General features: G+C 38.0%; 33 protein-coding genes. 6 read left to right on the forward strand and 27 right to left on the reverse strand.

All coding sequences use genetic code 11. The features are described from left to right. Positions 1 to 36 precede the first annotated feature (36 nt). The 6 genes from HNR63_RS05960 to HNR63_RS05985 all read right to left on the reverse strand — a co-directional run bounded on the left by HNR63_RS05960 (position 37) and on the right by HNR63_RS05985 (position 3,815). Positions 37 to 690, reverse strand: a complete 654-nt coding sequence (locus tag HNR63_RS05960) for a nitrous oxide reductase accessory protein NosL (RefSeq protein ID WP_181520129.1) — start codon at positions 688 to 690, stop codon at positions 37 to 39. Between the two features lie 102 nt (positions 691 to 792). Continuing rightward, positions 793 to 1,002 (reverse strand): DUF6501 family protein, encoded by a 210-nt coding sequence (locus tag HNR63_RS05965; protein WP_035062968.1) that lies wholly within the window; start codon positions 1,000 to 1,002, stop codon positions 793 to 795. Positions 1,003 to 1,016: 14 nt separating this feature from the next. After that, the gene (locus tag HNR63_RS05970) at positions 1,017 to 1,220 is read right to left on the reverse strand and encodes a hypothetical protein (protein ID WP_021094053.1); all 204 of its coding nucleotides are present in this window, start codon (positions 1,218 to 1,220) and stop codon (positions 1,017 to 1,019) included. Positions 1,221 to 1,331: 111 nt separating this feature from the next. Beyond that, entirely contained in the window at positions 1,332 to 2,540 is a 1,209-nt protein-coding gene (gene ilvA / locus HNR63_RS05975; protein ID WP_181520130.1) for a threonine ammonia-lyase, read from the reverse strand. 156 nt (positions 2,541 to 2,696) lie between these two features. Next, complete coding sequence (locus HNR63_RS05980) at positions 2,697 to 3,593, reverse strand: manganese catalase family protein (protein ID WP_085789397.1); 897 nt, start codon at positions 3,591 to 3,593, stop codon at positions 2,697 to 2,699. A gap of 15 nt (positions 3,594 to 3,608) precedes the next feature. After that, positions 3,609 to 3,815 carry a YuzF family protein gene (locus tag HNR63_RS05985; RefSeq protein WP_181520131.1) on the reverse strand — a complete coding sequence of 69 codons (207 nt, stop codon included), beginning with the start codon at positions 3,813 to 3,815 and terminating at the stop codon, positions 3,609 to 3,611. A 161-nt stretch (positions 3,816 to 3,976) separates the two neighbouring features. Between HNR63_RS05985 and HNR63_RS05990 the strand changes: the two genes are divergently transcribed. Then, entirely contained in the window at positions 3,977 to 5,242 is a 1,266-nt protein-coding gene (locus HNR63_RS05990; protein ID WP_181520132.1) for a two-component system sensor histidine kinase NtrB, read from the forward strand. An 11-nt stretch (positions 5,243 to 5,253) separates the two neighbouring features. Here the strand turns inward: HNR63_RS05990 and HNR63_RS05995 are convergent, their stop codons facing one another. Continuing rightward, positions 5,254 to 6,669 carry an alanine/glycine:cation symporter family protein gene (locus HNR63_RS05995; RefSeq protein ID WP_085789400.1) on the reverse strand — a complete coding sequence of 472 codons (1,416 nt, stop codon included), beginning with the start codon at positions 6,667 to 6,669 and terminating at the stop codon, positions 5,254 to 5,256. 153 nt (positions 6,670 to 6,822) lie between these two features. Between HNR63_RS05995 and HNR63_RS06000 the strand changes: the two genes are divergently transcribed. Then, positions 6,823 to 8,163 carry an MATE family efflux transporter gene (locus tag HNR63_RS06000; RefSeq protein WP_181520133.1) on the forward strand — a complete coding sequence of 447 codons (1,341 nt, stop codon included), beginning with the start codon at positions 6,823 to 6,825 and terminating at the stop codon, positions 8,161 to 8,163. A 28-nt stretch (positions 8,164 to 8,191) separates the two neighbouring features. On the opposite strand, the gene HNR63_RS06005 is transcribed toward HNR63_RS06000, so the two are convergent. From HNR63_RS06005 to HNR63_RS06020, 4 genes are all read right to left on the reverse strand, one after another. Beyond that, complete coding sequence (locus HNR63_RS06005; RefSeq protein ID WP_006318569.1) at positions 8,192 to 8,305, reverse strand: YjcZ family sporulation protein; 114 nt, start codon at positions 8,303 to 8,305, stop codon at positions 8,192 to 8,194. A gap of 25 nt (positions 8,306 to 8,330) precedes the next feature. Beyond that, on the reverse strand, positions 8,331 to 8,435 hold the full coding sequence (locus HNR63_RS06010) for a YjcZ family sporulation protein (RefSeq protein ID WP_021094060.1): 105 nt from the start codon (positions 8,433 to 8,435) through the stop codon (positions 8,331 to 8,333). 105 nt (positions 8,436 to 8,540) lie between these two features. Continuing rightward, on the reverse strand, positions 8,541 to 9,440 hold the full coding sequence (rarD, locus tag HNR63_RS06015) for an EamA family transporter RarD (RefSeq protein WP_181520134.1): 900 nt from the start codon (positions 9,438 to 9,440) through the stop codon (positions 8,541 to 8,543). 20 nt (positions 9,441 to 9,460) lie between these two features. After that, complete coding sequence (locus HNR63_RS06020; RefSeq protein WP_085789402.1) at positions 9,461 to 10,339, reverse strand: cation diffusion facilitator family transporter; 879 nt, start codon at positions 10,337 to 10,339, stop codon at positions 9,461 to 9,463. A gap of 227 nt (positions 10,340 to 10,566) precedes the next feature. Between HNR63_RS06020 and HNR63_RS06025 the strand changes: the two genes are divergently transcribed. Continuing rightward, positions 10,567 to 11,877 (forward strand): Na+/H+ antiporter family protein, encoded by a 1,311-nt coding sequence (locus tag HNR63_RS06025; protein WP_181520135.1) that lies wholly within the window; start codon positions 10,567 to 10,569, stop codon positions 11,875 to 11,877. 132 nt (positions 11,878 to 12,009) lie between these two features. Beyond that, positions 12,010 to 12,282 carry a hypothetical protein gene (locus tag HNR63_RS06030; RefSeq protein WP_223249833.1) on the forward strand — a complete coding sequence of 91 codons (273 nt, stop codon included), beginning with the start codon at positions 12,010 to 12,012 and terminating at the stop codon, positions 12,280 to 12,282. 2 nt (positions 12,283 to 12,284) lie between these two features. Here the strand turns inward: HNR63_RS06030 and HNR63_RS06035 are convergent, their stop codons facing one another. From HNR63_RS06035 to HNR63_RS06045, 3 genes are all read right to left on the reverse strand, one after another. Next, entirely contained in the window at positions 12,285 to 13,094 is an 810-nt protein-coding gene (locus HNR63_RS06035) for a M15 family metallopeptidase (RefSeq protein WP_181520136.1), read from the reverse strand. Between the two features lie 60 nt (positions 13,095 to 13,154). Continuing rightward, positions 13,155 to 13,859, reverse strand: coding sequence for a purine-nucleoside phosphorylase (deoD, locus tag HNR63_RS06040; protein WP_004890338.1), 705 nt, complete (start codon positions 13,857 to 13,859; stop codon positions 13,155 to 13,157). A 111-nt stretch (positions 13,860 to 13,970) separates the two neighbouring features. Next, positions 13,971 to 14,333, reverse strand: coding sequence for a hypothetical protein (locus HNR63_RS06045; protein WP_181520137.1), 363 nt, complete (start codon positions 14,331 to 14,333; stop codon positions 13,971 to 13,973). 81 nt (positions 14,334 to 14,414) lie between these two features. On the opposite strand from HNR63_RS06045, the gene HNR63_RS13915 reads away from it, so the two are divergent. Further along, positions 14,415 to 14,540, forward strand: a complete 126-nt coding sequence (locus HNR63_RS13915) for a hypothetical protein (RefSeq protein WP_019417697.1) — start codon at positions 14,415 to 14,417, stop codon at positions 14,538 to 14,540. 99 nt (positions 14,541 to 14,639) lie between these two features. On the opposite strand, the gene HNR63_RS06050 is transcribed toward HNR63_RS13915, so the two are convergent. The 7 genes from HNR63_RS06050 to HNR63_RS06080 all read right to left on the reverse strand — a co-directional run bounded on the left by HNR63_RS06050 (position 14,640) and on the right by HNR63_RS06080 (position 20,262). Next, positions 14,640 to 14,963 (reverse strand): hypothetical protein, encoded by a 324-nt coding sequence (locus HNR63_RS06050; RefSeq protein WP_085789405.1) that lies wholly within the window; start codon positions 14,961 to 14,963, stop codon positions 14,640 to 14,642. Positions 14,964 to 15,092: 129 nt separating this feature from the next. Further along, positions 15,093 to 15,863, reverse strand: coding sequence for a sporulation protein (locus HNR63_RS06055; protein ID WP_085789406.1), 771 nt, complete (start codon positions 15,861 to 15,863; stop codon positions 15,093 to 15,095). Positions 15,864 to 15,952: 89 nt separating this feature from the next. Further along, positions 15,953 to 16,126 carry a YozD family protein gene (locus HNR63_RS06060; protein WP_021094068.1) on the reverse strand — a complete coding sequence of 58 codons (174 nt, stop codon included), beginning with the start codon at positions 16,124 to 16,126 and terminating at the stop codon, positions 15,953 to 15,955. Between the two features lie 235 nt (positions 16,127 to 16,361). Beyond that, positions 16,362 to 16,556: a hypothetical protein gene (locus HNR63_RS06065; protein WP_021094070.1), complete on the reverse strand. Its 195-nt coding sequence runs from the start codon at positions 16,554 to 16,556 to the stop codon at positions 16,362 to 16,364. An 83-nt stretch (positions 16,557 to 16,639) separates the two neighbouring features. After that, entirely contained in the window at positions 16,640 to 17,629 is a 990-nt protein-coding gene (gene bioB / locus HNR63_RS06070; RefSeq protein ID WP_181520138.1) for a biotin synthase BioB, read from the reverse strand. A 111-nt stretch (positions 17,630 to 17,740) separates the two neighbouring features. Continuing rightward, positions 17,741 to 19,177 carry an NAD(P)/FAD-dependent oxidoreductase gene (locus HNR63_RS06075; RefSeq protein WP_181520139.1) on the reverse strand — a complete coding sequence of 479 codons (1,437 nt, stop codon included), beginning with the start codon at positions 19,175 to 19,177 and terminating at the stop codon, positions 17,741 to 17,743. Between the two features lie 146 nt (positions 19,178 to 19,323). Next, positions 19,324 to 20,262: a magnesium transporter CorA family protein gene (locus HNR63_RS06080; protein WP_181520140.1), complete on the reverse strand. Its 939-nt coding sequence runs from the start codon at positions 20,260 to 20,262 to the stop codon at positions 19,324 to 19,326. A 321-nt stretch (positions 20,263 to 20,583) separates the two neighbouring features. Between HNR63_RS06080 and HNR63_RS06085 the strand changes: the two genes are divergently transcribed. Then, a complete protein-coding gene (locus tag HNR63_RS06085) occupies positions 20,584 to 20,871 on the forward strand; it encodes a HesB/YadR/YfhF family protein (protein ID WP_181520141.1) in 288 nt (95 codons plus the stop codon). 17 nt (positions 20,872 to 20,888) lie between these two features. Here HNR63_RS06085 and HNR63_RS06090 read toward each other — a convergent pair whose 3' ends face one another. The 6 genes from HNR63_RS06090 to HNR63_RS06115 form a co-directional block, all read right to left on the reverse strand. Then, the gene (locus HNR63_RS06090) at positions 20,889 to 21,308 is read right to left on the reverse strand and encodes an acyl-CoA thioesterase (protein WP_035062948.1); all 420 of its coding nucleotides are present in this window, start codon (positions 21,306 to 21,308) and stop codon (positions 20,889 to 20,891) included. A 102-nt stretch (positions 21,309 to 21,410) separates the two neighbouring features. Next, entirely contained in the window at positions 21,411 to 21,635 is a 225-nt protein-coding gene (tlp, locus tag HNR63_RS06095) for a small acid-soluble spore protein Tlp (RefSeq protein ID WP_181520142.1), read from the reverse strand. 126 nt (positions 21,636 to 21,761) lie between these two features. Further along, the gene (locus HNR63_RS06100) at positions 21,762 to 21,905 is read right to left on the reverse strand and encodes an acid-soluble spore protein N (RefSeq protein ID WP_003396082.1); all 144 of its coding nucleotides are present in this window, start codon (positions 21,903 to 21,905) and stop codon (positions 21,762 to 21,764) included. 34 nt (positions 21,906 to 21,939) lie between these two features. Continuing rightward, positions 21,940 to 22,071: an FbpB family small basic protein gene (locus HNR63_RS06105; protein ID WP_009361290.1), complete on the reverse strand. Its 132-nt coding sequence runs from the start codon at positions 22,069 to 22,071 to the stop codon at positions 21,940 to 21,942. Positions 22,072 to 22,151: 80 nt separating this feature from the next. Then, positions 22,152 to 22,667 carry a peroxiredoxin family protein gene (locus tag HNR63_RS06110; protein ID WP_021094079.1) on the reverse strand — a complete coding sequence of 172 codons (516 nt, stop codon included), beginning with the start codon at positions 22,665 to 22,667 and terminating at the stop codon, positions 22,152 to 22,154. Between the two features lie 53 nt (positions 22,668 to 22,720). Then, the gene (locus HNR63_RS06115) at positions 22,721 to 22,861 is read right to left on the reverse strand and encodes a hypothetical protein (RefSeq protein WP_009361292.1); all 141 of its coding nucleotides are present in this window, start codon (positions 22,859 to 22,861) and stop codon (positions 22,721 to 22,723) included. Between the last annotated feature and the right edge of the window lie 47 nt (positions 22,862 to 22,908).

The raw sequence follows: 22,908 nt of genomic DNA on the forward strand, positions 1-22,908 counted from the left end.
CTAAAAAAATAAAAAAGCCGCCAGAAAGGCAGCTTTTTAGTTATGACTATGTCCGTCTTGTTTCATATCCCCATTGTCATGGTCATGTTGATCCATACTGTCACCATGACCATCATTTTTATTTTGCATCATTTGTTTCTTTTTCATATAACGCTCATGAGCAACTTGATCAACATCTTCCCAAGATACAATCGTTGCATTCGGTTGTTCGCTTACAAATTTTTCAGCATCTTCTTTCTTTGCAAAAAACGCATATCCGTAGTTCATCGGTGTCTTAATGTCAGCTTTCACCACTGTCGCGTTTTGTAATTCAATCCATTCTAATGTGTTGTAATCGCGTACATATTTTTTTGCAGCTTCCCCGTGATCGCGCTCATAGTTAAATAAACATCCGATGTCATCAAAAAACAAGACGTCACCGTTTTCTGTTGCAGATTTCGCTGTAAATTTGCCAAGCTCGTGTTCCTTTGGATACACTTTCATATTACAAAACACACATACAGTGTTTTCATCTGGTTCAGCCATTGCTGCTTTCGCAAACACATCTTCTTCATTTGACTGTTCTTTGTTTTGTTCTGTTTGTTTTTCCTCTGTTTGTTTTGTTTCTTCTTGCTTTTCCTCCGCTTGATTGTTGCATCCTGCTAGAGCGAAGAAAAGAGCACCGATCAACAGTACGATCCATTTTTTCATTACTAACGATCCCCCTTATTTTCATTCAATCCGTAAGCGAGTATAATACATAATTGTGAAATTTATTTGAGAATGTTGTGTAGAAAATGAAAAAAAGCGGCATTACACCGCTTTTTCTGTGAAATAATGTTTATAGTATCCCCCGACTTTGCCACGGTTATCGATAATAAAATAAAAATCATCTGTTTCGTTTTTTACTTCATACTCTCTACCTGGTGTTAACACGTTATGTACGATGTACTTTTCGGCATTTGTATGGTTACATACAACCGTTTTTATCGTTGGTCTTTCATGCCAGTTTAAATGAATCATCATCGATTCCTCCTTCAAGATCCTTTATATTTATTTAAAAATTTAGCAAGTTCATGTAGCGCTTGTAATACCGCAAAATGTTTATCGTTTCCGCTCGCTTGCGCTGTAGCCACATCTTTAAATTTGGCGTGCGCTTCGTACGACCCGTTCTTTTTATATACATCTACTCGTACGGTTCCCCTTGGGTGCGGAACGATAAAAAACTCTATTTGTTTCATTTGTTCTCCCCACCTTTAATGTCAATCGTTTATTTAATTTAATAATAGTAAAAAAGGCATCATTTTAAAAGCATTGTTTTACGTGAAGAAAAAAATGTACGATTTACGTTTTTAATCAAGGCGACGAATTGCGTATCCAGATTCGATCAACACACGCTGAATTTGATCAATATGCTCCCTATTTTTTGTTTCGAGGGAAAATCGCACTTCTGCTTGCCCTGGAAGAACGTTTGTCCCCATTCGTTGATGATCAATGGACATGACGTTCGCTTCTAAATCTGCAATAATGCGCAATAATTTATTTAACTGTCCCGGTTTGTCAGAAATGACTGTTGAAAATGTGACGAATCTTCCTGATTCAACGAGCCCTCGTTCAATAATTCGTGAAATGAGCGTGACATCGACATTTCCCCCACTTAAAATGGCTACAATATTTTTTCCTTCAAGCGGAATTTTTTTATACAATAAAGCTGCTAGTGAGCAAGCCGCTGATCCTTCAACGAGCAATTTATTTCGTTCGAGTAAATATAACATTGTTCGTGAAATATCTGTTTCTTCTACGCAAACGATATCATCGACATATTTCTGTATGTACGAAAATGTCAAATCCCCAATGCGCTTAACAGCAATCCCGTCCGCAATTGTATTTGATGGAGTAATGATAATCGGTTGATTATGTTGTTTAGCTGCTGTTGTGCTGGCACAAGCGGCGGATTCAACGCCGTATACGCGAATAGCTGGATTTTTTTGTTTCATCGCAATCGCTATACCAGCTAGCAATCCCCCACCCCCAACCGGACAAACCACTGCATCAATATCGTCTAGTTGTTCAAATAATTCTAGTCCGATCGTTCCTTGTCCGGCAATGACAGCTGGATCGTCAAAAGGGTGAACAAACGTTGCGCCTGTTTCCTGTTGAAGTTTGCGAGCATATTCTAACGATTCGTCAAACACATCCCCGTGTAAAATGACATTTGCCCCGTAGCTTTGCGTTGCTTGAATTTTACTTAATGGCGCCCCTTTAGGCATGACGATTGTGCACGGAATGCCAATCATATTGCTTGAATAGGCTACTCCTTGTGCGTGATTACCCGCTGAAGCTGCGATAACTCCTCGACTTTTTTCCTCATCACTTAACAACATAATTTTGTTGTAAGATCCACGCACTTTAAATGAACCTGTTTTCTGTAAATTTTCTAACTTCATGTATACACGATTATTCGATAAACGACTAAATGTTTGTGAAAATTCGAGAGGGGTTTTATGAACGACTGTTCTCATTCGTTGTTGAGCTTCTTGAATATGTTGTAGCGTAATCAATAGTTTTCATCCTCCTTTGTGTCTCCTTTATTATATTTGATTGACAGATCCGTAGGCAATTCTGTCTTGTTTTCTTTTTCTTTTTTCATTGATTATTTAGAACATAGTTTTATTATAAAAATTAATCAAAAAAAATTGCTATGCACAAAGCATAGCCTACAAGCCGGCTGATTTTTGAAGGCGCTTAGCAATTTCAAGAAAGTCCTCGTATGAAATACCAGGGGCAAATGTCTCCTCCACTGCTTCTAAATCTGGAATTGGGGCACCCGCTGGCGTCCCTTGAATGACTTCGAGTTGTCCTCCATCAAGCGGGTGTGTTCCTTTCCAAATTTGTTTAACATCTTGATAATCATGTTCGCTAAACGTATATAGTCTTCTATGCCACCCTTGCGCCTCGTACTTTTTTGCCGCATCAAATTTATCGTTACTTAAATTCGGAATCGGCAACATTTTTGTGACATCCACCCCTGTAACAATTTGAAGCGCTTTGGCATAGGCGATAACATGCACACCTCCTCGGACCAGTAAATAGCCGATCATTTCTCGTGCGACTGGATGATCGGTCATCTCATATACTCTCATTTTATGTGTACGCGCCCCACACTCTAAAAAGAAATTGTGCAACAAATCTAATACTAAATTCCCACTATTGAACACGTAGTCACCTGACCACGATTTTCCCATCGAATCTCCTGGCAATGCTGTTTGTGCAGTTGCAATAAAATGATACGTATTTCGTTGATCTACCCCGTTTTGCATTGGCGTAATATCCGGGGCCCCTTCATGTGTTGTTCCTGTTAAACATAAGTTTATAGCTGTTGTAACGAGCTCCACATGACCTAATTCTTCTGCAGTAATACTTGCAACTAAATCGTAAAAAGGCTTCAATTTTTTCTTTTCCCGAAAATTGAATGACTGAAACAAGTAATTGTTTAATGTTGACATTTCTCCAAACTTTCCACCGAGTAACTCTTGAACGGCCGCTGCTGCATTCGCGTCCGCATACGTAGATTTTGGCAACTCAATTTGAAGCTTGTTTATTCTTGTAAACATCAAGTCCCCTCCTTTTTATTTCGGCATAATCCAAACGATTTGCTGGATGCGAACAAAAAAGAGGGTATCGCTACTTTTTAACACAATATGATCAGGCTTTACATCTTGAATAACACCTTGCACATTTCCTCGCACCGTTTCAATGATGACTTCTTTTCCTCTAATTGTTTGTAATGTTTGATAAACATAAGGATCGATGAAAGACATAAACTGAGGTGTCATCTTCTTCCCTCCTTCTCGTTTATTCTTTTCCATCTTATTCTCATATCTTGTTGTTTATCACATTTTTCATTTAGAACATAGTTTTATAAAATTTTATTTACATACTAGTCAATTTTGCGTTAAACTTCAACATAGGAATAGTGAAATGAGGAGTTAGAAGGATGGAAAGTCATGAACAACTAAAACAAAAAATAAATGAGCTCGAGGAAGAAATACGGTTATATAAACGCTTTGTGGAACACATTACTTTTCCGTTTTCATACGTTGATTATGAACTCGGAAAAGTAATAAAAAAAGAAAGAAATATTCCCTCTGCAACGATTGAAACAATAGAGAAGGAAGAGAAAAGAACACCCATTTTGCAATGGAATATTGATTTACAAAAAGACTATCCATTTGAACAAGTGGAACAATTTTTAGCCCCTATTTTTGACCTTGTTTCTCATCATATTGTTTTCGTTGACGCTGAAGGAAAAATTACATTATGTAACTTACAGGCAGCAAACGATGTTGGAGTAAACCGAGATGATATGATCGGCAAACATATTCGTGAATTGTTAAACATTCCAGATGAACAAATTATGACGTTAAAAACATTGCGAACGAAGCAACCACTTTACAATTGTGAAGTGCTCGATCGATATTACGGGATTATTAATACGCGCATTTTATATAACGAAGATGGGTCGATTAAACGTGTGATTAGTATGTTTCAATCGCTTAATCAAATAAAAGAAGCAGAGAAACTAGCGATCGCTGGCCGGATTGCTGCCGGGATTGCTCACGAAATTCGAAATCCTTTAACGACAGTAAGAGGGTATTTACAGTTTTTAAAAGAACAACTACCTGAACATATCATTACTCTCATTGATCAACTTCTCATTCCAGAACTCGATCGAGCAAATGATATTATTACAGATTTTTTAAACGTTGCAAAACCGAGCGAAGTAAAAGCGGAATGGATTGGAATAAACGAATTTATTCGACATGATTTAGATCTTTTGTTACAAAGTGAAGCGCTTCTTCATAACGTAGAGCTTTCGTATCATTTAGATGAAAAACTACAACAATGCGTTGTTAACATTGACAAAAATCAATTGTTGCAAGTGTTTATTAACTTATTTCGCAATGCGATTGAAGCGAAAACGGAAAAATCGTTGCGGGTAGACATTGAAACGAAATTGCACAATAATCTCGTTCAAATTTATGTGCGTGATAATGGGCCTGGTATCCCTTCTACCATTATTCATCACGTTTTCGATCCGTTTTTTTCGACAAAATCAACAGGAACAGGTCTTGGTTTATCTTTGTCACGAAAAATTATTGAATTGCATAAAGGCGCGATGCGTGTTCAAAGCGAATTCGGTCATGGTTCATGTTTTATTATTGAATTGCCGGCTTATTCAAAAAATGAGGCTGCAATCTAGCAGCCTCATTTTTACGCTTCTTTTTTCCACTCTATTTGTTTTTCTTTCCAACATTGCACTTGATGGTCTACACCAATATTTCGTGCATAAAATACTGGATTTTTTCCTTGTTTTCGTTGTGTGACATAGTCTTGTAATGCCGCGAAAGCAACTCGACCAAGTAAGAAAATCGAAACTAAGTTCACGATAACCATAAACGCCATAAATAAATCTGCTAAATCCCAAACGATTTGAATGCTCGATACGGATCCCCAAATGACCATAGCTAATACCGCAAGTCGATATACGAGCAATGATGCTTTGCTTGAACGAATAAATTCAATATTTGTTTCGCCGTAATAATAGTTTCCGATAATTGAACTATATGCAAATAAAAATACACTCACTGCAACAAATCCTTTTGCCCACTCACCAATATGTGTGCTCAATGCCGTTTGTGTTAAAGTAATTCCGTCAAGCCCTTCTTTCATATAATCGCCTGATAATAAAATCATAAATGCTGTTGCACTACAAACAACTAACGTATCAACAAATACACCTAATGTTTGAATGAAACCTTGTTTTACTGGATGGGAAACTTCTGCTGTCGCTGCTGCGTTCGGCGCACTACCCATTCCAGCTTCATTTGAGAATAAGCCGCGCTTAATTCCCATCATGATTGCCGCACCAAAGCCTCCGCCAACGGCTTGTTCAATACCAAATGCATTTTTAAAAATTAAAGACAATACTGCTGGCAACTCCGTTATGTTCGTTAAGACAACATAAAACGCAATCAATAAATACAAACTCGCCATAACTGGAACGATAATAGACGATGCTTTCGCTACGCGATGCACACCACCAAAAATAATAAAGGCGGTTAAAATAGTAAGTACAATACCGATCACTGTACGATCGATTTGAAACGCGTGCTCAAATGCAAATGTAATTGTATTTGCTTGAACAGAGTTAAATACAAGACCGAATGAGAACGTAATTAAAATGGCGAACAATATACCGAGCCAACGTTTTTTCAATCCTTGCTCAATATAATATGCCGGACCGCCACGATAACCGTTTCCATCTTTCACTTTATAAATTTGGGCGAGTGTGCTTTCCACAAAGCTTGACGCACCACCAATTAAAGCGATCAACCACATCCAAAATACTGCACCAGGTCCGCCAACGGAAATCGCTAACGCAACGCCTGCTAAGTTACCTGTTCCAACGCGAGACGCTGTACTCATGAAAAACGCTTGGAGCGACGAAATCGCACCTGTTTTTTCCGGCGCCTCTGTAATGACACGGAACATTTCACCGAAATAACGAAATTGAACAAATTTTGTACGGAATGTAAAATACAATCCGACGACAATTAAAAGAGCGATAAGAACATACGACCATAATATGTTGTTTAAAAATGATACAATCGTTTGTAATAATTGCATGCTCGTCACCTCACCTGATGTTTATAATAAAAAACGACTTTTTTAATGTAACAAAACTTAACATGAAAAGCAAGAGGATTATCCATGAATATATGAAAATGATATGTTATAATATCGTTTGTTCATATTTTTCACATGTATTCGGAGGAGCAAATGAAAGAAACATATACGTTAAAAGAAAAAATAAAGCAGTTTTTACATATATTATTTCCTATTTTTCTTACACAAATAAGCTTATATATGATGAACTTTTTTGATGTGACGATGACAGGGAAATATAGCGCAGTTGATTTAGCAGGTGTAGCCATTGGCTCAAACATTTGGGTCGCTATATCTACGGGAATCGGAGGTATATTAACCGGTTTAACCCCAATTGTTTCCCAAGCGTTTGGAGCGAAAGACCACGAGCGTATTTCTCAAACAGTTGAGCAAGCGATATACTTAGCGATCGTCTTTGCTTTCTCTGTGTTTGCGCTCATTTATTTTCTCGTTCCTATTTTATTGGAAAACATGCCAATCGAGCATGATGTTCAAATCGTTGCTTATCAATATTTACAAGCATTATGTATTGGTGTTGTCCCGATTTTTATTTATCATGTTCTTCGTTCATTTATCGATGCACTTGGTCGAACAAATGTAACAATGATGTTAACGCTATGCTCGTTGCCATTAAACATTTTATTGAATGATATATTCATTTTCGGACGATGGGGCATCCCTGCATTCGGTGGAGTAGGGGCGGGATACGCTACAAGCATAACGTATTGGTGCTTATTGTTATGTGCTTTTTTGCTCGTTCGCATTCATAAACCTTTCGCCACATACAATATACTAAAAAAGCTGCATCCGATATCATTTTCTATTTGGAAACAATTATTTTTGATCGGCACACCAATTGGATTAGCTATCTTTTTTGAAACGAGCATTTTCTCGGCTGTTACGTTGTTGATGAGTCAATTTGGAACAGCCACGATCGCAGCTCATCAAGCTGCGCTAAACTTCGCTTCCCTTCTATATATGATTCCACTAAGCGTTTCCCTTACTTTAACCATTATTGTTGGCTTTGAAGTAGGAGCGAAACGCTTAGAACATGCGAAACGTTACTGTATGATTGGTATTTCTTCTGCTGTGATGATGGCTATTGTTGTCTCTATCGTCCTATTGCTATTTCGGGAATCGATTGCTTCCTTATATACGAATGATGCACTTGTTTTACAATGGACGAAGCGTTTTTTGTTATACGTTTTATTTTTCCAATTCTCTGATGCCGTTGCAGCTCCTATTCAAGGGGCATTACGTGGATACAAAGACGTTCGCTTTCCATTTTTCATTGCACTCGTATCGTATTGGTTAATTGGTTTACCGGTTGGATACGTCTTCACTCACTATACAACCGCCGGGCCGTTTGGGTATTGGCTCGGTCTTATTGCTGGTTTAGCTTCCGGCGCCATACTATTGTTCATACGACTAATCCAAAAATGGAAGCATGCATAAAAAGCAAGAGGGAAATCCCTCTTGCTTTTTAGCACCAAGCCGCACCGACGATAATTAACAAAATAAATAATACGACGATAAGCACAAATGTTTTTCCGTATCCTGGATAACCGTAACCGTATCCATAGCCATATCCGTACATCACGTATTTCCCCCTCTATTGTTGATTAATAACCCCAGCCACCAATATAAGCACTACCAACAATAATTAGCAAAATAAACAATACAACAATTAACGCAAAGCCACCACCATGATGATGTCCTCCACTCATCTTTTGACACCTCCTTCTTGTACTAACAACCTATTCAAACGCTAAGTAAAACGTTATAGTTTTTAAAAAAATGGGTGAAAAAAACGCCTGTTCACGAGACAGGCGCTACATGTTCAATGATTTTTCTTTTCGCTTCTCCCATGTACTAGAAAGTGAAAATAAAAGCAAAGCTGTCCAAATACAACTAAATGCATACATGTGTGCATTTGTAAACGGCTCGTGAAACAAAAACACGCCGAGCAACAAACTTAATGTTGGGGAGATGTATTGTAAAAAACCTAAAAGAGTTAACGATATATGCTGTGCCCCTTTCGAAAAATATAAGAGAGGTAAGGCCGTCGCTGGTCCAGCACCAACAAGCAACAACATCGTCATCAATGAAAAAGAAGGTTCTGACCATTCGCTAAACGAATGAACAATCCATGCTAGCGCAAAAGGAGTAACAAGCATCGTCTCTACTGTTAAACCGATTGTTGCATCAACTTTAATCACTTTTTTCACAAGGCTATACAACGCGAAGCTACAAGCAAGCGACAGAGCGATCCATGGAAATTTACCGTATTCAATCGTCATCAGCACAACACCAAAAGTGGCTAAAATAAACGAGATAACTTGCCATTTGTACAGACGCTCTTTTAACACAATCACACCTAATAAAACATTTAATAGCGGATTCATATAATAGCCTAGACTTGCTTCAACCATATGATCGTGATTAACAGCCCATATGTAAATAAACCAATTCATACTAATAAGCACCGCAGCCATAACGAAAGCAGCTGCTTGCTTTTTTTCTCTCCACAACCATTGACACGTATGCAAAAACGTAGACCAGCTTTTTTGAATAAACAACAACGCAATCATAAATAAAAAAGAAGTGACGATACGATAAGATAAAATCTCTTCTGCCCCGATATGCTGAAGTAACTTCCAATATAAAGGTAATATTCCCCATAGTACGTACGCAGATAGGGCGTAAATGACTCCAATTGTTCTGCTTTCCATTTTACAACTCCTCTCTCATCTCAGTCCCCACGAAAAACATACTCTTGTTCATACGGCTCAATATGAACGTGGGCGTAGACAACTCCATACTTTTGTTCAAGCAAACGCTCAACTTGATCTGCAATGTCATGACTTGTCACAACATTCAAATACGGGGCAACAGAAATCGTAACATCTATGACAACTTCATTCCCATACATTCTTCCTTTAATATCTACTACCTGTTTCACACCGTCAATGCGCTCAATTTCCTGTTTATATTGCTTTAACATTTCGTCATCAAACCCATCCGTCAACGTATGGGATGCTTCTTTAAAAATATCCCATGCTGTCTTGCAAATCATAAATCCAATAACAAAAGCCGTAACAGGATCAAGCCAACGCATATGTAACTGAGCACCAATGACCCCAACAACCGTCCCTACACTAACGAGCACATCGGATAAATGGTCTTTCGCAGCAGCAGCAAGTGCTTGACTATTTGTAGCTATCGCTAAGCGGTTGTTAAACATATATACAAAAAACATAAATACAGCTGAAGCACCTGCCGTCCATACCGCTATCCAATCTGGTTTCACATACTCCCCCTCTTTCAACGTTTGCCCTGCGTTTATCAATACATCCACTCCAATCGACATCATAATAAACGCTGCAATTAAAGACGAAATATGTTCCGCGCGTGAATGACCGTATGGATGGTTGTCATCCCGAGGTTTTTTTGCGATGAGCAGTCCAATTAAAATAGCGATAGAGGCAAGAATATCTGTAAAGTTATTCCACCCATCAGCTTTTAACGCCTCGGAATTTGACATATATCCGACGTATAACTTCCCTAAAGATAAGACGATATAAGAGCCAATGCTCACCCACGCCCCAAATTCAGGTCTCATTTTTGTCATCTGTTCCACCAACTTCTTCATCATTTTTTGCGTTATCATTGTACCAAGCATATATCATGTGGGTCTATAGCAACAAAATTGGCTCATCGAAGAACAGTAGGAAAAAGGCAATAACATTGCCTTAGACCAAATTTATTGTTGACGAACGATTCATACATATGATAGATTGTTTAGTGTTTCATCACTCTACCAATTTATCAAACTAAAGTATTTTGGAGGTCACGATTATGAACGCTGTTGTCATCTCAGTACTCATCATGCTTATTCTTAGTTTACTGCGTATGAATGTCGTGTTTTCGTTATTGATCGCGTCATTAGTGGGAGGACTCATTGGAAATCTCAGTCTTTCCAAAACAGTTGAGGTGTTTTCAGAAGGACTAGGAAACAGCGCAGAAGTCGCTTTAAGTTATGCGTTGTTAGGTGGATTTGCCATTGCCATTTCGAAAACTGGCTTACCAAACGCTATTGTTCGCATGATTATAAAAATGGTCGGAAAACAAGGGGAGTCAAAAAGAAAGCAATATTCGAAAGCACTTGTTCTTCTCGTCATCTTATTCATGTCATGTTTTTCACAAAACTTAATTCCAATCCATATTGCGTTTATTCCTATTTTGATCCCTCCACTTTTGCACATTTTAAATGAGCTACATGTGGATCGTCGGTTAGTCGCATCAATTATTACGTTTGGTTTGATTACTCCATATATGTGGTTACCGACTGGATTTGGGGCTATTTTTCATGACATTGTACAATCGAACATGGCTCAAAGTGGGCTAGTTGTTGCAAAATCAGATATTCCAAAAGCGATGTTTTTCCCTTCGCTCGGAATGATTGTTGGCTTACTCCTTGCTTTTTTTACGTATCGGAAACCGCGCACATATAAACAAATACAAATAGAAAGTCAAGAAACTCAATCGTTTCAACAAAGAGGAGTATGGTTTGCGATCGTCGCTGTCATTACCGCTTTAACCGTTCAACTTGTTCTTGACTCCATGATTTTTGGGGCGTTTGCAGGAATAGTTGTCATCTACTTAAGCGGATGTATTCGTTTAACAGAAGGTGATCGTTTATTGACAGAAGGCATGCGCATGATGGCGTTTATTGGATTTGTGATGTTAAGTGCTTCAGGGTTTGCAAATGTATTAAAACAAACGGGACATATTGAGAAACTTGTTGAACAATCAGCTTCCCTTATTGGCCATAACACCGCACTAGGCGCATTGCTTATGTTAATTGTCGGACTGCTTGTCACGATGGGAATTGGTTCTTCGTTTTCTACTGTTCCAATTATCGCAACCATTTTCGTTCCGCTTTGTATAAAGCTCGGACTTAGTCCAATGGCAACCATTGCGATTATTGGCGCTGCTGGTGCACTTGGTGACGCAGGATCACCTGCCTCAGACAGCACGCTCGGCCCAACATCGGGTTTAAACGTGGATGGGCAGCATCATCACATTTGGGATACATGCGTTCCAACGTTTATTCATTACAACATTCCGGTCATTATTTTCGCATGGATCGCAGCTATGATTTTATAAAAAGGGGGGCTACCTTGTGTAGCTCCCTTTTTTGTCGAAATTTTATCGCACATTCCGACATTTTTTTTAAAAAAGATATGTTAATGTATTGTAAAGTATATTTCAATTTTGTAAACACGAAGGAGGATGGAAATGATGCTTTCGCAATTCATCGGTCAAACAGAGGCAGCGATCCTTCGCTTCTCCATCTCACTATTGACGGAAATTGAATTAAAAATTAAGAAAAAACAAATCATTTCACAACATCAAGCAATGAAGTACGCCAAACATCAAATCGAATTATTTGTTAAACAGTTGCATTTGCGCCAAGCGCTAACCGCTGTATATCAATCGGAATTATACATTTACGTGTCTAAAAAGTTAGCACATGTATTTGAACAATATCGTGTGCTCAAATGTGTATAACCTTATATTTTCTTTACGATTTGAAAATATTCTTCTAACGTAATTTGTTTCTCATAAATGACCTTGGCTGCTTTTTTCCCAACATAGCGCAAATGCCAAGGTTCGTATTGATATTTCGTAATATGCTCCTTTCCTTTCGGATAACGAATAATAAAACCAAATTCATGAGCATGCTGGGCTACCCATTTCCCCTCTGGTGTGTCACCAAATGCAGGCGTAATCGCATATTGAACGCTCGGGCTTGTAATATCTATCGCTAATCCTGTTTGATGTTCACTTTTTCCCGGCATCGCAACGGCAACAACCGCTTTTTCTTTTCCTAACCGTTGAACTTCAGATACAAATAATTGTTGTTGCCTCTCATATGAACGATAGCCTGACACAGCATATAATATCATTTGTTGTTTTTTCGCTGCTGTAAACATTTCTTCCAACGCCTTGGCGGCTTCAGCACGCATATGGCGTTTTTCAACATCTGTTTCTTTGAACGTAAACGGAACATTTGGAATGACTAAGTCAGCCGGCTTGTAGTCGGCCGGTAATTGTTGTTCTTTATTTACTAAGGCAAGCACGTTATCCGGATTAACAATCACTTTTAGCCCGTTTTGCACTTCAACTTGATTCCAAAATTGTTCTTCAAGCACAAGTTCTTCTTGTTCCTGTTGTTCGGAAGGTGGTGTCGGTGTTTGAGGAGATCGTGCCGGCTCCTCAACTTGCACAGGAGGCTTAGACGGTTTTTGTTCTTGCTCAAGCGATCCAAATGATTGACACCCGCTAATTATTATCACAAAACAACATAACCATTTTTTCATCTTTTTCCCCTCACAATAGAAGAAAGCTCCGCGGGGAATGAGCCGCAGGAGCTTTCTCACTTATTGACGAATCGCTGTTTCAAGCGCAACTTCGATCATTTCATTAAATGTCGTTTGACGCTCTTCAGCTGTTGTTTCTTCCCCTGTTAAAATGTGATCACTTACCGTTAGGACGGATAACGCTTTTCTGCCAAATTTAGCAGCTAACGTATAAAGCGCTGTTGTTTCCATCTCTACTGCAAGTACACCGTAGCGTGCTAGTTTTTCAAACTGCGCATTTTCATTATAAAACATGTCAGCTGTAAATACACTACCAACTTTTAGTTGCAATCCTTTTTCTTTTCCAATTTCATATGCTGTTTTCAGCAAGTCGAAGTTAGCCGTTGGAGCGTAATCAATTCCTCCGAACGTCATGCGATTCATCTGTGAATCCGTTGACGATGCCATTGCTAAAATGACGTCACGAACTTTCACATCTTTTTGAATCGCACCGCACGTTCCGACACGAATTAATGTTTGAACGTTATAGCTTTGCATAAGTTCTGTAATGTAAATAGAGATGGATGGAACACCCATACCTGTTCCTTGAACGGAAATACGATGGCCTTTATATGTACCTGTGAACCCAAGCATACCACGAACTTGATTATAACAAGTAGCTCCCTCTAAAAACGTTTCTGCAATGTACTTTGCGCGAAGCGGATCTCCAGGAAGTAAAATTTTATCCGCAATTTCATGCTCTTTTGCACCAATATGAACGCTCATATGTATCCTCCTTTAGCCTTTATCGCTGCATATATACTATACCACACTCTTATGTTTCGCTAAAGCATTGTTTTTCATGTATAAAAAAAGAGGGGCGTCCCCTCGTCCTTATTACGATATTTTTCGAAAATACTTCGGTTTTACATATAAAACTTTTTTATCTTCGCTCAAAACATATTTTTTCTTCGCTTGCTCATAATGTTCATATATTAAATAGCAAACAACGTAAATCGGCAACATCGCCTCTAAAGACGCTAAATATATAAGATAAAATGGATGTGCGTTCGTTTCAAACATGCCGCTAAACACATAGTAAGCGCTTGCAATAACAACGTTAGTGATACTAATATTTGCGAAATGAAGGAAGAAAATTTTCTTTCTCCGCCCAATTAATCGCTCTAATTCAAATTTAATAAACAAAGAACAAAAAATAGCAATAATTCCAACAATCGAAGAAATCATAAACGCAAACATCGCTTTTCCCACCCCATATGTATATTTTTTATGTTCTTGTCGATGTTAATGGATGTAACTACATGTAAAGGAGGGTTACGATTGGGAAAAAAACATCGCAACCGCATTAATAGTCCGAAAAAAAACAATCATGTTCCAAAAGATACGTTAATTGCTGAAGCTGAAGCACACGATAAAGAGTATAGTGCCGAGAAACGAAAAAAATAATCCCCTTGCGCACAAGGGGAATTTTTTATCATACTCTAACCTTGTGCTAATTGTCTATATACAATATAGCACAATTTTGTGAACATTTAAAGACATTTTTTAGCGAACATGTATACGGTGAATACGTTCCCATCCATCCGAGCTTAAACGATAAAAAAATTGACCGTATATTCCTTCGTCAATAAGCAATATATCACCTGTACTAACATATCGGGCACGATAATCTTTCGGTACTAAATCTGGAACATTAAACATTCGATAAACTTCAGCTAATACGTCATCATGATCTTCTCCATTTACCGTCAACCGATATACTTGACGATATCCTTTCGTTTGACCAAATTGCGGAGTTTGAAATAACGTTACATCATAGCATTGTGTCGATTTTAATATTTTCCCCATAAGCATGCGAATCACTAACATCCACCCCTCTTTTTTCTTTACGTAACTATTAGCGATTCGTTTTGTCGATTCCTTTTGCATTTTTTTACTATTTTTGTCGAACATATAAAATAATTTAGGCATAAAAAAAGGATCGGGAACCCCAATCCTTTAAGCATATCGTCGAATGAGTGCAGCAAGCTCTGTTTGTAACGTTTGAATATGTTGCTCATGAATAGTAACACGAACAAAAGTCTCATCTAAATCAAGCGCTTCTGCAAACAAACCAGCTAACCCACGCGCTCGTCTGTCCACTTGAATAAGTAATTCACATTCTTGTGGTGTATGTGGGAAAAAAATCATTTCTACTTCATCAAGTTTCCCACGAAATTCACCACTCGTCGGGACAAACTCAAATTCTTGAACAAAAGGGAGGTTTTTACGAACATAATGAGCCGCTTCTTTGCATTCTGCTTCTTTTAATCGAAATCCTAAGTTTTCCATCACCCGAAATACTTCGTTCATCATTCGATTAGGTTGAACACGAATATAATCTTCATCTGTCGGATCGACGGCATTTTTAATATCAAGTCCTGTGTGTAACCACACTCTTGTTTTTCCAACTGTAATTGGTGTGTCAAGCGGAAGGGAAAAAGAAAACGGAAACTCTTTCTTTTCTCCAGCACGAATCACGAATGATTGGGCAATTTTCCACTTTTCAATAATGGCTTGCTTCGTTACTTTGCGATCATCTACTTCTTTTGTATATGTAGCGCAAAGAGACAAATATATATCATCAATGTCTTGATCTACATTTCCTCCTGTTACTTCTACAACTCCTGTGATCCGTTCACCAAGTGATAGTTGTGATTCATGCAACTTCGTATCCACCTTAGCAGAACCAATTCCAATACTCGCTAATACTTTATTGAACAGCCCCATAAAACAGCCTCCTTTATTTTTCATTCTATACGTTATACGAACGAAATGAAAAAATGTTTCAAATAAAAAACGACGGAACAACCGTCGCTTTATTCATCAATCAGCTCTTCGTCAATAATACATTTTTCAATCAAGTAATCAAACATAATATCTGCCATTTCTTCAATTTCACGCTCTGTTGGGACAAAGCCTCGCCGAACAAGTTCATTGTAAAAGAACTCCGCAATTTCTTCCGTATCAATAACTACTTCAATTTCTTTCACAATATCGCCCCCTTTGTATTATGTTATGAAAAAGTCATTCATTTATGTCATCCGTTTTTTTATGTATATTTGCCACTATGTACACATACGTTGAAAGTAAAAAGAAACGGAGGACAAGTTTATGGACGAACAAATTGATCAATGGATGGAAACGATCACGAATGGGCTCTTTTGTGGCGTGCTCTTTTTTTGCATTCCTTATTTCGTATACGTGTTATGGCAGTGTATGTGAATTTCATTCGCGTCGTTTCCGTCTCGTAAACTTTTTCAACTGCTCGACGATTTGTTCCATCATTTGTTCATACTGTTCATCACCAAACCGTTCGTACAACCATTTATAGTCATTATAAATATCTAATAAACCGTCAATAATCTCTTTTTCTTCTTGTTTTCGACGTAACCGCTCATTTTCAAATTTTCTTGATATCACATGAACTTCACTCCAACGTTGAACATCATAATTAGTAATAGTATATGTACATATAAAAAAGCCGACACAAAACGTCGGCTTTTTTATATCGCATAAGATGCTGGTGCAAAGTCAATATCAAATCCGAGATCTTCAAGCATTTGAAAATCTGCATGTTTTTCTTGTCCGGCTGTCGTTAAATAATCTCCAACAAAGATGGAATTGGCGGCATATAAACCGAGTGGTTGCAGGCTTCGCAAGTTTACCTCTCTCCCTCCGGAAATGCGAATTTCTTTCGTTGGATTCATATAACGAAACAGCGCGAGCACTTTCAAACAATAGCGAGGGTTTAATTCTTTTGTCCCTGCTAGCGGCGTTCCATCGATCGCATGAAGAAAATTAACAGGGATTGAGTCTGCGTCTAGTGCTTTTAAGCTTCTCGCCATCGCAATGACATCTTGCTTTGTTTCTTTCATGCCGATAATGACGCCAGAACATGGGGACATTCCTGCTTCTTTGACCGTTTCTACCGTACGTACCCGATCATCGTATGTATGGGAAGTCGTAATGTGCGAGTGATGCTCTTTCGATGTATTAATGTTATGGTTGTATCGATCCACACCTGCTTCTTTTAACCGCAACGCTTGCTCTGGTTTTAATATCCCTAAACAAGCACATACTTTTAAACCGTACATTTCTTTAATTTCTTTCACCGCAGATACAACAATATCGATTTCCTTATCACTCGGTCCTCTTCCGCTCGCGACAATACAATATGTTCCTATTTTCGCTTCATACGCTCGTTTTGCTCCTTGTAAAATTGTATCTTTATTTACCATCTTATATGTCGGAATCGAAGCAGTAGATATGGAAGATTGCGAACAATATCCACAATTTTCGGGACACAATCCCGACTTTGCGTTCATAATCATATTTAATTTCACTTTATTTCCGTAATACGTTTGACGAATGCGATAAGCACCTTGTAGTAATAATAATAGTTCATCATCTGGACAATTTAATATCGAGAGCGCTTCATCATCTGTTATTTCCTCCCCTGCTAATACGCGATCCGCGAGCAATAACCAATCCATCGTTCTCCCCCTTTTACTTCTAATTACCAATAATCGTATTCGATCAAATGATATATGTCAACATTATTTTTATATAAGTTAACAAAAGAAAAAACTAGCGAGAACGTCTCGCTAGCTATACGTTTCTACAATATGTCGAGCAATCCATACCCCACATGCCCCAGCCTGTGCCAGTCCACGCGTAATTCCTGCACCATCTCCTCCAACATATAACCCTGAAATTTCTGTTTCAAAACGTTCAGTTAATTTTGGACGCGCAGAATAAAACTTTGCTTCTACCCCATAAAAGAGCGTATGTTCTGAAGCGATGCCTGGAGTAACTTTGTTCAATGCTTCTGTCATTTCGATTAAACTTTTCATCGTGTTGTATGGAAGAACGAGACCTAAATCCCCTGGAACAGCCTCTTTTAACGTTGGTTCAATAAATCCTTCTTTCATTCGTTTTTCGGTTGAACGTCTTCCCTTCAAAATATCCCCATATTTTTGCACAATAATTCCACCGTTAGATAACGCATTCGCTAAACGAGAAATTTGCTGTGCATATTCGTTCGGCTGATCAAACGGATCAGAAAATTTATGAGATACAAGAAGAGCAAAGTTTGTATTATTACTTCCTAGCTTAGGATCTTTATATGCATGACCGTTCGCGAGCATAATACCAGAATGGTTTTCGACAACAACATGCCCAGACGGATTACTACAAAACGTTCGAACTTGTGTTCCAACAGATGTGTTAAAAATAAACTTCCCTTCATACAAATGTGTATTAATTTCTTCCATTACTACGTTAGACGTTTCGACACGAACACCAATATCCACTTGATTATTGATCATTTTCAACCCGCGACGTTTCAATATGTTCGATAACCAAGCTGACCCATCACGTCCAGGAGCAATGACGACACGACTGGCATATAACATCTCTCCATTTTTCAGTTGAACTCCTTTGACATGATTCGTATCGTCGACTGTTTCCGTTAAAATATCGCTCACTTCGGTTTTAAACATCATATCAATATGCGTTCGTAAATATTCATATATACTCTTTAAAATTTGTAAGTTTTGTTCTGTACCCAGATGGCGAACTTGTGCACGCAGTAATTTTAACCCAGCTGCGTAAGCCCGTCTTTCTATTTCCTTCACTTCATCTGTCAGCGGATCAGTCAATGACTGAGTAGCACCGTGCTTTAAATTAATTTCGTCAACATAACGGATGAGTTGTAACACTGTCGAGTCAGGTAAGTAATCTGTCATCCATCCGCCAAATTCGCTCGTAATGTTAAACTTCCCATCTGAATAAGCTCCTGCTCCTCCAAATCCATTTGTAATTGAACAGGCAGGTACACATCCAGCGTAATCTTTTTTTCCAACTGGCGGTGGGCATTTCTCGATTTTCTTTTGCAAAATCGGACAGTTTCGCTTATAAATATCATGTCCTTTATCAATGAGCAGCACGCGTGCGCCCGGTAATTTTAACGTTAATTCATAACAAGTAAAAATCCCTGTCGGACCAGCTCCAACAACGATCACATCGTAACGATTGTTCATTATTCATCCCTCACCTTTCATTTTCCGAATGTTAATATACTAAACAGGACGTAAATAGTCAATAAAAAACGATCTTTTTTTTAAAAAAACCATTAAATGTTCGTTTTTATTTTCATAAAAAAAAAAGAACGGTATGTACCGTCCTTTTAAAAATAACGTTTCTTCCAAAAAACGAACGCTGTCAAACTTGAAAGAGCAAAAGAAATCCCTAAAGCAACTACATATGCATATGGCTTGTCTTGATACGGAATCGGAACGTTCATTCCGTAAAAACTTGTCACCATCGTTGGAAAAGAAATAACAATCGTAATGGCAGCTAAAAATTTCATCACAATGTTCAAATTGTTCGAAATGACGGAAGCGAATGCATCCATCATTCCACTTAAAATGCTACTATACACCTCTGTCATTTCAATCGCTTGTTTATTTTCAATAATGACATCTTCTAACAATTCTTGATCGTCTTCATACATCCGTAAATAATTCAACCGAAGCAACCGTTCCATCACAATATTGTTCGCTTTTAATGATGTCGTAAAATAAACGAGGCTTTTTTCTAAACTAAGTAAAGAAAACAACTCTTTATTTTGCATCGATTGATGTAGCTGTTTTTCAATTTCACTCGTTTTGCGATTAATTTGTTTTAAATATCTTAAATAATATGTCGAAATCATATATAACATTTGTAAGGCAAAACGCGTTTTCATATACGTATAAAAGTTTTTTACCTTACTTTTCGTAAACTCTTCAAAAATCGGATTTTCTTGGAGACATACAGTAATAAAACATGTATTTGTGATAATCATTCCAATTGGAATGGTTTCATATGTTGGAATGTTCCCTTCATCGTACGTAATAATCGGGATATCAACGATAATTAACACATGATTATCTTCTTTTTCAATACGCGAACGCTCTTCGTCGTCGAGTGCATCTTTAATAGAATCAATCGGAATGTTCAAATGTTCTGCAATGTAGCGAATTTCACTTTCTGTTGGGGAGACGAGATTAACCCAACAGCCATTTTTCAACTCGTGAATTTCTTCTAATTTTCCTTGCTCATTAGATAAATAAATGTTCATCATGGCGTAACCCCCCCTATCTTCTCTACAAAAGGGAAGCACCGCTTTTTTGTCGTTGGAGCGTCTGTTTCGTTCGTGAGCAGTACGTCCCAGCGAAAAAAAACGAAACGACTTCCCCTATTATTGCTGGTTCTGGTTCATTTGTACTCGCCCTGCTCATAACGGAAACGTCACTCCTTTCGCTTTTACGTTCATTACGGATTAATAATACATGGTTTGCCACCATTTGTATAGTTCCTTTTTCATTTTTTCTCACAATGAGTGCGCAAAATAGAAAAATATTTCTCTTTATTTTATAATCATGTGTGAAGGACGGTGAATACAATGAATATATACATGTGTGACGAAGCATTTTCATGGTACAAAGAGGAATTACAGTTACAGCGAGGAGACTACGTTCGTTTTTTTGCTCGATACGGTGGATGTAGCACCGTGCAAAAAGGTTTTTCTTTAGGGGTGAATAAAGAAAGTCCGATCGACGCTGCAGTGATATTCGAAAAAGAAGGAATTATCTTTTTTATTGAACAAAACGATACGTGGTATTTTGATGACCATGATTTGCATATTGAATTTGACGAAAAACGAAACGAGCCGATATTTACATATAGATAAAAGCGGGTGGCCCGCTTTTATCTTTTTTTTGCCCGTTCATACGCTTCATGCCAATCAGGAAAGTATTTTCTAATTAAAACAGGTTGAAACGTTTCTTTTGCCACGCAAACATGTTTTGAAGTTGCTGTCGCTGCGATTTCATTTGTTGGCGTTAACACTTCATACCCGTAAACAACCCGAATGCCGTCATATGACTCTACCCACGTTTTAATAGTAGCTGTCTCTCCATAGCGTAAAGGCTTTTTGTAAGAAATTTGCAAATCAATAACAGGAGACACAATTCCCCTTTTCTCCATATCAGCATATTGAAAACCAAGTTGTTGAATAAAATGCGCTCGTCCGATTTCTAACCAAACTAGGTAATTGGCGTGATAAACAACCCCCATTTGATCTGTTTCTGCGTAACGCACTTCAATTTCTTTTTGTGAAATCATCATTCGTTCTCACTCTCCGACATAACAATACTTTATTTTTCTATTGTACCATACATAAGAACTTGTAAACAAAGCATACAAAAAGCCGCATGTATGCGGCTTTTATCATTCATATCCTCTTTCACGAGCTCTTGCTTCATCTTTGATTTCTGCTCGCATCGCCTCAATTGCTTCTTCACGGCGATGGTTTTTTTCCCTAATTTTTTCACGCTCCTCTGGACTAGCAAATGCCATCGTTTCTTCCGCTTTTTCGATATTCTCAAGCGTATTTTGTACCATGTCTTGTAACTTTTCTACATTGTCACGACGATCATCATAATTTGGTTTCATTTTATCATCCTCCTTGTCAAAGTAAAATGTACACTTTTTATCGTGCACGTTTTTCTTCATGTTATACAAACTTTGTTGTTTATTATAATTTTGTTATGTAAACTATATAAGGGCGAATGTTCGCCCTTACTCACCCTTCGTTTGAATGACTTGTGGATGTTGACCAGATTGATCTTGCATTTGCTTTCCTTTATTGCCACCTGCCGCTCTTGGCTTCGTCCCGATATGTTGTGGCACAAATGGTTGTTGATTGCTTTTTGGATTACCCATTTTTCATCCCCCTCTCCCTTATAGTATGGCTATATTACTCTGCTTTATGAAGCCAACGTGTTTCCATTTTCTCTTCCAATTTTTCTAATGCCCTTGCATCGTTTAATAGTTGTCGTTTATTTTCCATCACGAGTTCTGCAAATGTCCGTTTTCTTATTTTTCTCATCACTTATTCACCTACTTTTTGTTTTTTTCTATCTTTTCCAAACATAATGACAAATATACAAAAAATAGCCGATCACTCGGCTATTTCCCCCATTTCTCTACATATTGCACCATTTGTTCATACGACATTGGCCCGATTTGCTTTTCACGAATAATGCCTTGTTGGTCGATAATAAACGACGTTGGAATCGGCTGAATATCATATTGCTTCATGACATGTCCGTCAACATCTAGCACAACCGGAAACGTTAAACGATAATCTTTTACAAACTGATTCACTTTCTCTTTCGAATCTCTCACCATTACATTGACGGCTACAATTTCTATTTGTTTTTCATAACGTTCATAAAACGTTTGCATATCCGGCATTTCCGCGCGACAAGGTGGACACCACGTTGCCCAAAAATTCACAATCACTACCTTTCCACGTAATTGTGAAAGTTGAATGACTTTTCCATCAATCGTTTGTAAAGAAAAGTCCGGTGCCTTCATTCCAATATGAATACCGGTTGCGATCGTTTGTCTTTCCGTTATATGTTCCCAAAGCATGTATGCAAAAAAACTAAATAAAATAATAATAGCGAGCCACTTTTTCATTGACATACCGCCCTTCGATTTGTCATCTCAAAAAAAGGCGCATATGCGCGCCTTTATCGAATGTTTTTATGCTCGTTGCTCATTTTTTTCACTTCAACTTCAGCATATGAAGCAAACTCATTATTGAAGTCGTTTTTTTGTTTTGCGTTATTGTTTCGTTGCGCATTGGCGTTTCCTAATTTTGTTCGTCCCATCGCTTTCCCCTCCTTTTTATACATGATGCATAAATAGTATGCGCGAA

Source organism: Anoxybacillus ayderensis, assembly GCF_013761015.1.
Lineage (GTDB): Bacteria > Bacillota > Bacilli > Bacillales > Anoxybacillaceae > Anoxybacillus > Anoxybacillus ayderensis.